This window comes from Candidatus Cloacimonadota bacterium, from assembly GCA_016932035.1.
Lineage (GTDB): Bacteria > Cloacimonadota > Cloacimonadia > JGIOTU-2 > JGIOTU-2 > Celaenobacter.
This window is the reverse complement of the sequence record JAFGDR010000009.1, coordinates 62479-78521: the sequence shown is the minus strand read 5'-3', so window position 1 is coordinate 78521 and position 16043 is coordinate 62479. Positions and strand designations below refer to the sequence as shown.

8 protein-coding genes are annotated in these 16043 nt (G+C 37.0%); all 8 read right to left on the bottom strand.

Features of this window, described 5'->3' with window-relative positions; translation table 11 throughout:
- Nucleotides 1–15: 15 nt before the first annotated feature.
- Nucleotides 16–5457 (bottom strand): hypothetical protein, encoded by a 5442-nt coding sequence (locus JW794_01280; protein ID MBN2016759.1) that lies wholly within the window; start codon nt 5455–5457, stop codon nt 16–18.
- 15 nt (nt 5458–5472) lie between these two features.
- Nucleotides 5473–6459, bottom strand: a complete 987-nt coding sequence (locus tag JW794_01275; protein MBN2016758.1) for a hypothetical protein — start codon at nt 6457–6459, stop codon at nt 5473–5475.
- A 134-nt stretch (nt 6460–6593) separates the two neighbouring features.
- A complete protein-coding gene (locus JW794_01270; protein MBN2016757.1) occupies nt 6594–7538 on the bottom strand; it encodes a diguanylate cyclase in 945 nt (314 codons plus the stop codon).
- 41 nt (nt 7539–7579) lie between these two features.
- Complete coding sequence (locus JW794_01265) at nt 7580–9244, bottom strand: HD domain-containing protein (protein ID MBN2016756.1); 1665 nt, start codon at nt 9242–9244, stop codon at nt 7580–7582.
- Nucleotides 9245–9315: 71 nt separating this feature from the next.
- Nucleotides 9316–12663: a HEAT repeat domain-containing protein gene (locus tag JW794_01260; GenBank protein ID MBN2016755.1), complete on the bottom strand. Its 3348-nt coding sequence runs from the start codon at nt 12661–12663 to the stop codon at nt 9316–9318.
- A gap of 59 nt (nt 12664–12722) precedes the next feature.
- On the bottom strand, nt 12723–13685 hold the full coding sequence (locus tag JW794_01255; protein ID MBN2016754.1) for a hypothetical protein: 963 nt from the start codon (nt 13683–13685) through the stop codon (nt 12723–12725).
- Between the two features lie 153 nt (nt 13686–13838).
- The gene (locus JW794_01250) at nt 13839–14828 is read right to left on the bottom strand and encodes a hypothetical protein (GenBank protein MBN2016753.1); all 990 of its coding nucleotides are present in this window, start codon (nt 14826–14828) and stop codon (nt 13839–13841) included.
- 161 nt (nt 14829–14989) lie between these two features.
- Nucleotides 14990–16039: a 23S rRNA (adenine(2503)-C(2))-methyltransferase RlmN gene (gene rlmN / locus JW794_01245; GenBank protein ID MBN2016752.1), complete on the bottom strand. Its 1050-nt coding sequence runs from the start codon at nt 16037–16039 to the stop codon at nt 14990–14992.
- Between the last annotated feature and the right edge of the window lie 4 nt (nt 16040–16043).

Genomic DNA, 16043 nt, shown 5'->3' with positions numbered 1-16043 from the left:
CTTTGTGGATCAGATTTATTTAATAAGAATACACTTTCTGCTTTCTACTGGGATATTATCGATCATAAGTCTATAGAAATATATACCGGATCCAACGGTCTTGTTTTGCTCATCACATCCATTCCAGGTGGTTGAATAAATTCCCGGTGTCATATTGCCACTAACTAACGTTGCAACATGTTCACCTTTGAGATTATATATCTCAACCTGTACATGCGCGGATTTATGGATATGATAGTTTATTTCAGTTCCAGAATGTCCGTAACCGATGCGATGGAAAGGATTGGGGTGATTTTGCTCTAATTTACTTACAAGAGGAGTTGGAGTATCACCAATATCAGTTATATATTGAAGTGCATATTGAAAGTTTGTATGCTCATCATCTATCGTGATGACTTCATCGATGGTTTCAAATCCAGTCTTTTCAATGGTCACATGATAATCTGCTTTGAATACATCCTGATACGATATGAGTCCATTAACACCAGTTGAATCATTAAAAACCTGGGTGTAGATCGTATCCAGACCTGTTAGGTTAAAATGAATTCCAGAAGGGGTTTGCCCATTAGAAAGGGTAAATTCAAACCTGACATCGACAAAACGGTAGATTGGTAATGTCTCTGACTCCACGAGTGAGCTTTGAGTGTTTTCGTACACTGCTTTCACTCCGTATTTATAATCACCATCAGATTGCCCATAAAGATTATCGACAAAAATAGTGTCATGCAAACCTTCCTCAAGGATAATCCAGCTGCCATCATCAATCTGCCGTGCAAGCGTGTAGCACTGGAACAGTCTTGCTTTATCGTATTGTGATACATCATTCCATATAATTGTCGCAATATAATTTTCCGACAATTCAACCCATACATTCTCTGGTGCTTCAATGTATTCCAGCTCAGGATTCACAATTATTATCTGATCAGCTTGAACGTTTATATCAAGAATATAACTGTCGTATCCAGGACATGTGGCAGATAATGTGTAATTTCCAATAGGAATTACTGTGCTATACCATCCTGAAGGATCTGGATGTAATGATGTACTCCCTATTGTAATAGTCACATCATCTGGAGAAGAAGATCCTCCAAACAAATTTACGGTTCCCTGAACGGTTCCCTGTTCAATATCACCAACTATAAGATGTACTGGAATAACTGTTTGGGTGAGATTAGGATCATTTGTTGATAAGTAAAGGTCACAATAATACTCATAACCATATTCGAGTTCATCAGTTTCGACATCGATATCTACTATTTGTGTATCGTCTTCAAAAACGATTCCACTCGAAGGAGACACGCTGAGCCAATCGATTACTCTGTAGAACTCTACTGCAAGATTATTTTGAAGGTAGTTACCATTGTAGACGACTTCTAATCCTACCGAGCCTGTTCCGTTTTGAATACCGACAGTACAGCTTGTGATTGTCCCGCTGAGAGTTCTATACTGGTATTTTATCGTATTGTCGCTTGAGATTATGATCTGAAAATCATATGTTCCGTTTGTATTACCTGGAAAATGTATGACATGATCAAACCAGATGATAAGGTTTTCTGTACCATCGGAATAATAGTATACATCACCACCCTGCAGAGGATCGAGATCATCCCAGAAACCAAAAATCGCAGGTTTTGGAGCATCATTTCTTGGAATTGAATAGTTATGATAATCATCCCAATCATTACCAAATCCGATCCATCCATTGGGACTTAAAATAAACTCATCATAAGTTTCACCATAGAAGTCAAAATCGAATCCAATATCAAAGGGACCTGATGCAACATCATTATGACTAAAAGAAACTTCTGTGCCAATTCCACTGATATCAATCCATTCATAAACAGGTCCGCCGGGTTCGTTGGAATCTGACCACATATAACCATAACTATCCGGTCCACCTGCATCGCGCTCAGTATTATAATCTTTTTCGATAGAATAGATCAGATTAGATTCTCCGAGATTCGAGATTGAGAGTTCATCATGTCCTACCTGCCCTTGATCAAGGTCAAATTCAAACTGTAAAGGAGTTACATTTGCAACTGGCGGATCGAGAATTTCAGATCCACGAGTTGTAAAGAGAATTGCTGATTCATTTGTGAGTGTTCTTGCAGCAGGGGGATAGATATTGCAGAAGCTATATTGCAGACCAACCAGTCCACTATGATCTTCCAAACCTATCGTTGAATACTCTCCATGATTGATATAACCACCAGAATAGTAACCTGCATTGACATTATTAAATATTTTATACTGTACAAGTATTTCTGAGTCACCAGTCGGAGTTGGATAATAGGCAGGATCGTATAAAATAACTTCAAATGTTTCTTCTGAGTTATCATAATCATTGTTCATATGTGACCATTCTACAACGAAATAATGCGAATTAGAATCATAGTAATAGCAAACATCACTGCTGCTTGTTGTTCTCAGGTCATCCCAAAATGCAGCAATCATGGGTGACGGTCCGAGTGATTCAGGAACGGGTCTGTTCATGAAAGCAAACTCTTCGCTGCTGCCTGGCGCAATCCAGCCATTTGTGCATATAGTTATTGTATGATAGAATCGACCATAAAAGGTAAAGGTGAAAGGAATATCTATTGTAGCAATATCTCCATCATCACCGGAATCATACAAGTTTAACGCGGTGCCATTTCCCCCAAGATCCGGATCGATTTCTATCCAAAAATATAATGGAGCTATACTGTAATCCGTATCCCCATCATCGTAACAGTAATAGCCGTACTTATCAGGTCCAAGCGGATCGCCAACATCGACAACTCCTACCTCGAGAGATACCTGGACTACTTCATCATAGCCATCTGTATTGGTAAGATGAAGCGGTAGATTATATTGACTTCCCGGTATTACCTGCGTGTTCGCAAATACTTCGAAAGTATTACTATTATTTGTTGCAGTATCATTAGAGTATACGACACCCCAGAATCCAAGACTATCATTAAGAACAATATTGTCATCATCGCTATGCAGATACCCGTCAATAGAATATGCGCTAACAGATCCCGAATTTTTCAATGTCACGATCAATTGAGCAGTTTCACCGGGATCGAGGATGCCGTCATTGCCATCAATTATCGTATAATCATAAAAATCAAGGTTCGCACCTAATATCGGCAGTGTAAACCAATCTGTCCATTGGTTAGAAGCACTGTCAGTTATCAGAAGCTCAAATGTCACCTCTGTATTCCCTAAAACATCCTCAGCTATAGAAATATCAAAATCATCAGTGCTGGCAACTACTTGTCCGACATTGATGGTTCCATATTCTTCTGTATTATCTGTAATAGTAACACCAGCAGCATCAGTTTCAAGAGTAGCAGTGACATTATGAAGTGAGTAGTTTCCGTGATTTTTCAAGCTAATGACCAATTCAACTTCTTCACCAGGATTCAAGAGATGATCGCTGTTTCCTGATGATGAGCCGCTATTATCATCATCGATTTCAATATCTGAGATGCTTGCAAAATTATCTTCTTGTCCGATGCTGAAATCAGAGATATAAGGTATATGGTCATGTTTTGTTACAGTAATGGTAACATCATCGGTATTGGTAGTACTAATTGGAAGTACAATTTTACCATATGAATCAGTATAACCGCTTTCAAAAATTGTGTCATTTTCCTGCAGGATTGTTACCCATGCATTCGATAACGGAAAACCAAATGAATTTTTAACCACTACCTCGATATTATTTGTTCCAATTGGAATGGAAGATGGATGTGTTACCACCATTTGAATCGGTACGGTTGTCCAAAGTTCCATTCCTGGGTCTCCCATAAGATTATTCCAGTATGAGAAGCAGTTTACCCAGTTATTTGGATTGGTTGGATAACTATTATACAAACTAAGTTTTGAACGAACTAAAGCCCCACCAGGATTGAAAATATGGTCTCTGAAAACTCCATTAAAAACACCAGCTGATACTGTATTATTAAAACAAGTATGAGTGCTTAAGGTTGACGTACCGATTGCCGCAATAGCACCTTTCGGCGTACTTGGTGAACCAACTTTCAAAAAATATTCAGAACGACCGGTTGTGCCATCAAAATCTCCTGTTCCACAGGTAGGAAAGACAGCAAATGGCAAAAGAAAACCGTTTGAGAGGTTTGAAATATCAGTATTATCCCATTGACTCATGCCATAATATCCCCGATAATGAAAGTAACTTACTCCATTATTAATCGAATTAGCAATACCTGAAACAAAGGGATTAGAATACACTTCATCATAAGTAAACTCGTTTGAATAATTTTGCATTACTTCTTTTACAAATTTGCATGTAGAAACACATGAAGGACCTGATGTTGAAGGATCACCAACGAGAAGAGCCCTTGTATACCAGTCTGTGCTTGCCATATAAGGAGTCTTTTCATAATTTAGAATTTTAGCAATGATTGTTTGTAACTCCAGGAGAGAGTTAAAAGAAAGTCTTCCGATTATAACATCTGCTAGTATATCGTTACCCTCGAGAAGAGTATAATATTGATCTCCCTCACCGCTTGAATAATAACTTGTAGGAATATTATATGAACCGTCTGCATCACCAACAAGACATATAAACTCTGGAGGATAAGCCCAAGTATTATAGGCATTTTGAATAAAGGTTTTTATTTGAGAAGAGCTCGTACCAGTGTGAGCGAGGTCGGTTGTTTCGACACGAAATCCCTTTTGATGCTTCCAGTCAGTAATATAGTTCATATATGCTTGAACAGTCGTATCATTCGGATAAATAAAAAGATAGCATGGTTCCTGGTATTCAACTTCAGGTAATACCTGTTCGTAGTTCAGAACCATTGACTTATATATCGGTTCAAAGAATCGTGAAATCTTTCTTTGAGAAGTCTTAGCATTAGTTCCACCATTTCCTGTAGTCGTAACTTCAACATCAGCGCTTTTTATGATGCGCAGTTCCTTGGTTGCTGGAAAATATTGAAATGGCTGTATAGTAACTCTTACCAACCTGAGATCTCGAAGTATCTGTGGTTCTGATAAAGTAATAATCTCCAAAGGATATGGTTCGGTTCCGTTGTATACTTGCTTATTTTTCAGGAGACTTTCAACGGTTCTATTTTCTCCCTGATAAGGATAAATTTCTACATTGGAAATCACCTCTTCATAGATATTACGAATCTCAAAATTTACATTGCCCTGGGGAGGAATGGCGATCAGTCTGCTTATTACAGGGAGATCTGGATATCCTTCTAGAACAAGTGAACCTTCTGAAGGGATCGAGATTTGAAGATAGTCAGCATCTTTTTCATAATGCAAGTATTGCTTAAATTCCGGTAGTTCAAACTGTAACTCCGAGGTTGATAAATCTGAGAATTGACACTTCATTACATTTTCATCCTGTGATAGAGCAACAGTTTCAAATGATCCAGCGTAAGAAAGAGAGAGAATAGTAAGACTAAACAAAATTACTAAAAGGAATCTTTTCATTATATCCTCTAATTATTAATTTTTTAATACAATTGACATACGATACACACCCTCACGGGTTGAGACAAAAACTTCTCCATCATAAAATTCCACATCATACGTATATCCAATATCTGAATCATCCCATCGATCGGAAAATTCAGGATGTTCTCTGTTTGAAATATCAAACAGATACACACCTCCACCTCCAGAAGCAAGAATAAGAAAATCTCCATCGACATCTAATCTTTGTGCATAACCTGAAGTGTCATAATTGAAAACAAGTTCAGGTTGTGTAATATCGGAGATATCGATTACAGATATTCCGTATTCTTTATCTGCGACATAGGCATAGTTCTCATATACTTTTACATCTACAGCAGTTCCGGGTGTATTCACTTCACTGATGATCGTGCCATTATTTCGGTTGGTGATATACAACCCTCTCTGTTCACCACTTACAAATAATAATGTATCACGTATATCAAAACCTTCAATAGCATTGGGAAAATCATATGCATAGGATCCTAACCAAATGTTATTGTAATTTCCATATTGATAGCTATTTGCATGTGTCCAAAGAACATCGACGCTATTATCTGCCCGTAGCACACATTTGAGATCTTCTATGCTTGCCGTCTGGCCAGTTACAGGTGGTAGTTCAACTGGATTTTTCGGGTCGGTATAATCATAAACCATGATAGCAGCTGGGCTACCGTATCTGTCGTATACAAAAACCTGATTAATATCATCGATTGCCTGAATAAGCCTGGCATTCTCGATATTCCCATAATACTGCACAAGGAGTGAATCTGTTGCCTTATCATAGATCGAGAAACCTGCTTGATCTTCTGCAATAAATATGAATTCTTCTGATACAAACACATCCCTTGCAAAGCCATTTGTAGGAATGATTGCTTTAATAATTAATTCCCCGGGATAAATAATAGGTTCAAGAAAGTCAGCACAACCTGCAAACAGTATGATAGTAAAAACGAGAAATGGGAGTATTTTTTTGGTCATTTTCTTCTTGCTTTCATGAATTATTTTTTTATTCAAAAAAATTTGAACAAAAAGGTAAGCTGGTCTGGAGGAGCGTCAAGTTTTTTTATAATATGCTGATTTTAATAGTAATATATATTTATTATAATAATTTATCAAACTGTCACACAGTTCTTCCCTTCCTTTTTCCCTTTATATAATGCAGTATCTGATTTTTTTATGCAATCGTTGATTGGCTCCATTTCATCAAACACTGAAATTCCGAAGGTAATTGTTATTGAAACATCATTCTCTTTATATTGAATAACTTTTTCTTTAATCGACTTCCGAACTCTTTCAGTTATGATCTTGGCACCTTCCAGGTTTGTGTTTGGCAGCATAAGTATAAATTCTTCTCCGCCCCATCGTCCAACAACATCCTGTTTTCTGAGCATTGAACGTATATGCCGAGCTATGGAGAAGAGAACAAAATCACCAGCATCATGGCCAAGATTATCATTCACATCCTTAAAATCATCAATATCTCCGATCACTATGGAAAAGGGAATATTATTTCTCTCAAAACGTTTTATCTCATACTCTATTTTCTCATATATATCTCTTCTATTTGATAGTCCAGTCAAAGGATCTGTTCGTGCTAATTTACTTAATCGTTTATTAGCTTCTTCTAGCTCTTTCTGTGCCTTTCTCCTTCGCTCCTCTTCAAGCCTGAGTTGTTTTTCAAGCTTGATCGATCTGGAAAGGTCCTGGAGTTCTTTATAATAGAAATCCTCTTCAACGGGCTTGAGAATAAACTTATCTACGCCTATGGAAATTGCATCCATGAGATAATTCCTTTTTCCGAACGCTGTTAACACGACAAGTTTTGTGTCGAGTTTAATTTTCTTGATCTCGCGTAGTAATTCAAGCCCATCCATACCGGGCATTTTAATATCTGTGATCACCACATCTGGTTTATGTTTTTTAAAGAGATCCAGGGCTTCCTCGGCACTCATCGCTAGATAAAGATTCCTGACTTTACCCTCAAGCATATCTTTTACTGATTGAAGAATGATATGTTCATCTTCTACATATAAAATTGATATTTGAAGTTCTTTCATATTACTCCTTTAATACTACAAAAAATACTAAATATTTATATTCAGTCTAATTTATGGTATATCTTTTTTATATCTTTTAAGGACACTTCATCGATCTGGTCAGGTTTTGCTATTTTCTGTGCAAATGTTAGATACAATTCCGAATCTAAGAGGATTTCTAAAACGGTCCAATCCAATTTATTTTCAAGAACCATATGTGCCATGATGGTCAATGCTTCACTTAGTTTTTTTCCTTTTTTGTATGGACGCTCACTTAAAAGAGCTTCGTAAACATCTGCCACAGCTATTATACGTGCTTGAAGGGGTATTTTATTTTCTGGGAGTCTGTTTGGATAACCTCCACCATCAAGTCTTTCATGGTGAGATGCAGCAAAAAGGGGTACATTTTCATACTTCTTTGGTAATGGAAGAGGTGAAAGCATTTCCCATGTAACCTGTGCATGATCTTTCATAACTGCAAATTCCTCTTCTGTCAGGGTACCTCTACTTATTTTGAGATTCTTTACTTCGTCTTCAGATAGTAGCTTATATTCAATGCCATCAGATGTATAAGAAAATGATTCGATTCTCTCGATCTCCTTTGTGTATTCATCAGAGAAAATTTCCGCACCATAATTCAATTCATCTATTAGCTGGAAATCCTTTTCAATTTGACTAATGATCATATTTAATTCGCGTTCTTTTTTACCAGTAAGAACTCCTTGAGCGCGCATTTTATTTAAATCTTTAAAAACGACCTGTTTTATTAGTTCACAGCGAATATTCACGATTTCAATTCTATCAACAATCTTCTCGAGTTTTGTGGATTTATCCATAATACATTCAGGCGTAACTATTTTTCCGACATCATGCATCCAACCTGCCATTGAAATTTCCTTAAGCTGATCGGCACTAAAAAAAACATCCTGAAACGGACCTCTGTCCTGATTGTTTATCACATGTGCAATATCTTCTGTAAGGGTTGCCACCCGTTTGACATGTCCTGCAGTATATTTTGACTTCTTATCGATTGCAGAAGCAATTGATTTGATAAATTGCAGAAGTAATTCTTCAAGATGTTCTATTAACCTGCTATTTGAAAGAGAGATAGCTGCCTGTGATGCAAGGGAATTGAGCATTAATAAATGATTATCGTTGAAAGAGATAATCTTTCCTTCATCATCTTGTGCATTAATAAGCTGAATCACTCCTAATACCTCGTCTTCATGATTTGTCAATGGTATTGCTGCCATAGATTTTGAGTGATAATTATTTCGCATATCATATTTCTTTGTACCAGTATTATCAAAAATGTCTTGTTTGTACACATCATCAAATTCTTTACTCTCCTTTGTATGGAATACATACGAAACCATATGATTCATATTTGGGGAACCATCACAATTATATAAGGGAACACTTGGCCAGGTTACTGGAGAATTAATATCTCCCATTCGCTGTTGAAGAGATTTATTATAGAGTAACTTAAAATCTAGATATTGTTTATCATTAGAAATTACATAAATCGTTCCTCCATCTGTGTTAGCATAATCCATTGCCTCTTTAAGAATTATAGAGAAGATGTTAATGAGACTATTTTTTGCGGAAAGAGATTCTCCAATATGTATGAGTTCCCTTATATGCTTGCTTTGTTTCTCAACCAATTCATTTAATTGATGTAGTACTTCATTTACTTTTTTATAATCAATAATATCAAATTTTTCCATGCGCATCCTTTAGTTCATGAAGTTGATTTCAACTCTATGAAAATGAAATATTTCCGTCAATATGTTAATGATTATTTATTGAGAAATGATTCACAGACTGATTTTCGGTCAATAAACATTGAATTCTCAGGGTGGTCTTTAAGAACGTCATTACATATGTCAAGAGCTTGTTGATATAATCCGCTTTGTAAATATGCTTCAGCTAGAGTATCAATATAATTCAGCTGAGGATCTAACTCGACGCAACGCAGCGCATACTCGAGTCCTTTCTCAAGATCATACCTCCTTGTACCTGTAGGAGCAGTAACCAAATCCCATGCTACATTATTGAGAATCGAAGCCAGATCCTTTTTTGCTTTCATTAAATGAGGATATTTATTCACGAAATTATCAAGTGGCTGAATTTTACTCACCTGTTCAAATGAGGATAGTGAGTCAATCAGCAGATTATACTTTTCCATAATGTCAATATTCACTTCAATATTGATAGAATCCTTATTCTTGTCGAACCAATCCTTCCATGTATGCAGATCATAACGGACTTGTTCAGAAAAATCATTTCCCGTGTACATTGCAATAAAATTAGGAATATTATAATTGTAGTTTTCAAATGCATCGATTGAGGGAAATGAAAGAGATTCAATGAGTATCTCTATTCCTTCAATATACCCCATATCAGCAAGGCTTTTCCCCGCTGCACGTTGTAGATAGGCATCAAAGGACTGAGCTGCTTTTTCGAGGAGTGGAACAGCTCGTTCATCATTTCGTTTTCCCAGTGATCTTGCAGCTTCCACCCGGACAGCTGGAGAAGAATCGTGTTCAAGGGCATATTTCAGTAACGGAAAAGGATCGATGCCATCATCTATGATGCCAAGATATTTAACAGCTATTCTCCTGACATCAGCTGAATGATCTTTCTCACTCAATCTGCGTACGAAAGGAAGAGCTTTTTTTGATTTAAAACGCATTAGGGATTGTACAGCAGCAAACCTAACATCTGCAGAAGTATCAGTTTGTGCACACTGAATCAGAGCTTCTTCACCGCATGCAATATTCCACATTCCAATATCATCAGCAATAATATATCGCACCTCATCATCTGGAGAACTCAAGCAATTTATCAAAGATTGTTCTATAGCTTCATTAATTTCATTTTCAACTAACTTATAATGAATAATTTCGAGTATATCTCTGTTTAAACTTCTATTTTCTGATATGTTTAAGATCTCAGCAAGTAACGGTATGACCTTGATAGAGTCACTAATAAGTTTACCTATCGTTTGAAATCGCATAAATGTACTGGGAGATAATAATCCTCGAATATTTTCATTGTATTCCGATTGAATGACATCATCAGGAATTTGCGGTAAAAGCTGCTCTTTCAAAGTGTTATCTACATGACCGATAACATCTCCCCCACTCCATTCCATATCGATAAAAATTCCATGTCCAAAACTCGATCTTTCACAATTGTTTTCGTGGTAGAGAACCTGATAGTCATCAATACCTTCAAGATCAAAGCATAATGCATAAGGCCAATTATTGGGATCCGATTCTGGCCATACACCACCAAAACTCTGCCAATTGTTGAATGTTATTTTGTCCTTTGGATTATCGCAGATATACGTATCATCACCGAGATAATCAATAAAAAGTGAGTAACTTGAAGGTTTTACTCCTGTACCATAAGAAGAAGTGTGAGATCTATATACATCGTTTCCTGCATAGTCCAGCAAAAATCCCGGGGATCTGTCTCCTCCCGATCCTCCAGTTCGGAATCCTCCTTCGTAGATATCATGACCGTCTTTATCGATAAGGATCGCGTTAGTTATATGAATGCCACTCCCCTGGCCAGTATTAGCCGTATAGTGATCATTTCCTTGAATATCAACAAGTGCGCCTAAAGACATGATGTAACTCCCACCCTGATCACTCCAGCCCTTTGTCCAATATCGATCATTACCTGATGCATCTAATAGTAATCCAGCACCACCATATGCAGTAAGTTTTTTTTTCCATGGGTAATTTCTAAATGAAAGTGCTCCACCCTGACCATAGCCGGGAAGATAGCCGAGTTTATCCTTCGACTCGTCAATTGCGAGATAGTAACGATCATCTCCTTCAAGATCAGAGAGAATGCCCAAACCTAGGGTTGTTGCACTCCCTTGTCCGATTGTGGAACAATCATAAAGGTCTTCTCCTGCGTCATCCAATAGCATGCCAAGCCCGACTATTCCAGCACCCTGACAAATTCCGTGAGCATCATAACTGTCAAAACCTTCCACATCCCACAAAACACCAATACCACAGACTCCAACTCCTTGTGAAAAATGTTTTGCTTCATATATATCATTCCCCTGGAAATCTACGAGAAAACCACATCCGAGAAATCCAAATCCCTGCACATAGAGATCTTCTCCAGCTTGGTATAAATCATTTCCTGTATGGTCGATACACACTGCGATTTCTTCAAAACTCGACCTGCATCCCCCTGCATTATTTTGATAAACATCATTACCACCCACGTCAATGAGCAGATCTGCATCTTTTGTATAGACATCATTTCCGATACCCCTGATTACGATCCTTAGGGAATTTGTCACATAGATGAATGGTTCTTCATAGGCTGCGGGTTTTGAATATATGTCTGATACCTCCATGTTTTTAACAGTATCCCAATATCTATAAATTGCTTCTGACATGATCTTTGCGGCAAAGAATATGTACTGGAACTTAACATTCCTTGCATGCTTAATGAAGTCTAATTGAGTTGAATTATCTCCGGTTAAGGAAGGCATATGTTCTCCATCAGGAATGAGAAAATAACCGGGATTATCATTAAAAAACTTCAGATCTTCGTTAGTCAGATCTTCCTTTGCTTTTGTTATCATTGATTTTGCAATAAGAAAGTTTTCAACAAGATTTAAGACTGCCATACGATATTCCGAAGTAAAGGAGCGAAAGAACAACATATCTTTAAAATCTTTGAATAAATCAACATCATGCGAGATTTTCATGGAAGGAAATGTTTCAGTATCTCTTAACAACTCCAAAGCATATCCGGTTACTTCAATTCGCCTCTGCTTTTGAATAATCAAAAAGGTGTCACTTACTTCTTCAGCCCATTGTTTCATATACAGCGGTTGATTCGAGATATAATCAATGAGTGGAAATCTGCATGCAAGTCGATATGAATTTTCATATGCTTTTGGAAGCTCGAAATTGCGAACGTCAATTCCAATCCGTTTTCCAGCATAATCAAAGGGATTTCCAATTATTTCAGTTTTAATCGGTTTTGTATCCTGCTGGAATTGCCATTTGTATGGATAGGGTTCAACATCTAGGATTTGTTTCTTCCCGAACAATGGATTGAATATGAAGATAATAATAAGCGACAACAAAAAAATAAGTCTACGCATAGAACTTCCTGTTGAATCTTTTGATGTAAATTAGTTAGTTAAACAGCTTGTCAATAAACTTAATTTTCTTGGTTCTTTATACAACGAACGGAAAAACCATCCCTTTTGTCTTCATTACTTATAAAAACATTAGGAAAATCATAATGAAGATGAATATATTCCGCATACATGTCGCTTGATTCTTGTAACATCCAGAAATGTGCATTATATCCCAAATGAAAAAATTCACCATCATAATAAGTACTTCGATATCCACCGGGTAACGCTGTGAATCCGCTTTCATTTGTTGCTCCTGTATTGGGGATATTCCAATGAGTATTTCCAACTTCCTTCAATTTCCCTCCAGCCACGCCATCACCTCCAAGAAATTCAATTAATACCTGCCATTCATTCAGTGTTGCAACATGCCATCCCTCCGGAGCTAATCCCCTATCATCCTTCACAGTAAACCAATTATACAAATGTCCATATACTTTATCAAACATCGAAGAATTATTGTAACTACACCAAGCTCCATCAGACTGAACGATCCAGTCCTCATCAACAGTAACAATTGGAATGCTATCTCCATTTCGATAATGGGTAACTATCAGGTTCTCTTTCAACCAATATTGGGAACCAACCTTAATGATATTGTATTGATTCCCATCAATATCCGTAATTGATGTAATAAGAGTGACATGTATAACATTTGAAGTTCCGGTATTATCTTTCATATCCCATGCTTCTACATAGATACTATGATCAGAATTCTTAGCTATTTCAGTGTCCCATTGATACTCATACGGTGGTTCAAAATCACACCCCATATCGACATCATCAATGAAGAAAGCAACAAAATATAGATCAGATTTTTCATTAACTGTGGCTGATATCGTAACAATATCCCCTTTAAGGAACTCCTGAGAATCTTCCGGAGAAGTTATTGTAACCGTGATTGGTTCAGGGTCAGGACCGGTGTTATTACAGGAGATTGACAATATAGCAAAAATAGAAACAAATATGAGTAGTATTTTTTTCATCATTTCCTTAAAAAGTTTATAATATGACTGCCAAAAACATACCCCATGCGTATTTATTTAAAAATATTTGTCAATATTTTGATTAAAGTAGCATTCAAATATAAAAAAAGGAGTGCTATGAATATTCATAACACTCCAAATTTTTTTTTCTATTTAGTCTCTTACACATCGGACTGTGTAACCACCCTTCAAGGGATAACCTGTTCGATCAATTTGTGAAGTATCATGGGCAAGCCAGCGAGTCCAAATATTATCAGCATCATATTCAGTAGAAGTCCAGAAAAATGCATAATTCCCGATTGATGTAAAATAACCGGTTGATCCGCTGCGTCGTCCTCCACCCAGAGCAGTAAAGCCCGAAGTGTTTGTAGCAGCAGTATTTGGATTAGCCCAGTGTGTTGTCCCGGCTTCTTTCAACTGACCACCCTGATCAGTACCCCTCCAACCTACTGCATCAGCTTCAGCCTGCGACATACCAAGAGCCATTTCAAGTTCTTTCCACTCCTCATCTGACGGGATATGCCATCCTTCAGGTGCAAGTCCCCTTGTATCACTAACCGCATACCAGTTATACAAATAACCATATGCCTGTCCGTATGTAGTAGAATTGTCATACATGCAGTATGCTGCAGTGGTTAAATCAGCCCATGTTGCATTATCAGTTTCTTGAGGTATTGCATCCCCGTTTTTAAAATGTGTTACTTTCAAGTTTTCCAATAACCATTCTTGATCGCCGATCTTTACGATATGATAAACATTTCCATCATAGTCTGTGACTGTGTTTGTTAGTGTAACATTGATCGTACTTGATGTACCGATATTGTCATTATTATCCCACGCTTTTGCATAGATAGAATGCGTGGTATCTTTAAGTGCACCGGTATCCCATTCATACTCATACGGAGTCGTATCGTCTGTTCCAACTTGTGTGCCATCAATATAGAATTTTACTTCTTTAATACCTCTTGCATCTGTTGCAGTTACAGTTATTGTTATAACTGCCCCTTGTGTGAATTGCTGGTTATTTGCCGGAAAAGTTATGGTAACTGTTGGAGCTGTTGTATCTGTGTCTGTTGATTTACTGCACGAAAACATAAAGAATGAAACACAAATTAAAACAACCAAAATAATGATTTTTTTCATGCTTTGTCCTCCAATATGTAATTCTAGTTTCTTTTCTATCATTAAAATATTTGATTTAATTAGATTATGGCTTTGAGGATGAATACACTAACAAGTAAATCCCAAAATTTTCTATACTTTTTTGTCAACAATTTTTTGTTAATCCACACTCTTACTCTTCTTTATTTATTTTTTTTGCTTTTCGTGGTTAAATAATAATCCCGTCTCAACTGCCCGCATGCAGCATTAATATCTCCTCCTAATTCTCTACGAATTGTTACATTTATTCTTTTTGAAGTAAGTGTATCACAAAACTGTTGAGTTTTCTTTTTTGATGAAGGTTGTAGTTCCGACTCTTTTATCGGATTCATAGGGATAAGGTTCACATGACAGAGCATACCTTTCAGTAATGCTGCAAGTTGTCGTGTATCATCTTCAGAGTCATTCAAGCCCTTTATTAAAGCATATTCGAAAGTGATCCTGCGATGAGTTTTCTTTATACAATAGTTACATGCATCAAGAATTGCTTTGATTGAATACTTCTGTGCAATCGGCATTATCTTCTTCCTGAGTTCATCATTCGGTGCATGGAGTGAGATCGAAAGCGTGATCTGCAATTCCTTATCAGCGAGTTGTTTTATTTTTTCTGGAATTCCAACAGTTGATAATGTTATATGTCTGTATCCGATATTTTGTCCATTTTCATCATGGATAATTGAAAGAAATTTTAGAACATTCTCATAATTTTCGAGCGGTTCGCCGCTTCCCATAAGTACAATATTAGAGATCTTTACTCCAGCATCTTGCTGAATATGATAGACTTGATCGACAATCTCACCTGCACTCAAATCTCTTACCAGCCCACCCTTTGTTGATGCGCAAAACAGGCATCCCATTCTGCAGCCCACCTGGGTGGAAAGGCACGCGCTGTAGCCATGCTTGTATCTCATCAATACGCTTTCGATCAGATGGTCATCATGTAATCGGAACAGATATTTTTTTGTTCCATCTATCTGTGAATCAAAACGCTTTTCAATAACAAGTGTATCGACATAGTTTTGCTTAGCTAACTTATTCCTGAGATCTTTGGGGAGCAGATCGATTTCCTGAATTGAAGCAGCATACTGCTGGTGTATAGCTTTGAAAAGCTGCGTAGCTCTGTATTTCTTCCCACTTATTGATTTAATCAGCTCTTCTAATTCTGGGTATGTTAAGGATTTAAGATTTAGCATTGAA

Coding starts and splice junctions, on each gene's coding strand:
- JW794_01280 (MBN2016759.1), bottom strand. CDS start 5,457: ATGAAAAGATTCCTTTTAGTAATTTTGTTTAGTCTTACTATTCTCTCT.
- JW794_01255 (MBN2016754.1), bottom strand. CDS start 13,685: ATGAAAAAAATACTACTCATATTTGTTTCTATTTTTGCTATATTGTCA.
- rlmN (MBN2016752.1), bottom strand. CDS start 16,039: ATGCTAAATCTTAAATCCTTAACATACCCAGAATTAGAAGAGCTGATT.
- JW794_01270 (MBN2016757.1), bottom strand. CDS start 7,538: ATGAAAGAACTTCAAATATCAATTTTATATGTAGAAGATGAACATATC.
- JW794_01265 (MBN2016756.1), bottom strand. CDS start 9,244: ATGGAAAAATTTGATATTATTGATTATAAAAAAGTAAATGAAGTACTA.
- JW794_01250 (MBN2016753.1), bottom strand. CDS start 14,828: ATGAAAAAAATCATTATTTTGGTTGTTTTAATTTGTGTTTCATTCTTT.
- JW794_01260 (MBN2016755.1), bottom strand. CDS start 12,663: ATGCGTAGACTTATTTTTTTGTTGTCGCTTATTATTATCTTCATATTC.
- JW794_01275 (MBN2016758.1), bottom strand. CDS start 6,459: ATGACCAAAAAAATACTCCCATTTCTCGTTTTTACTATCATACTGTTT.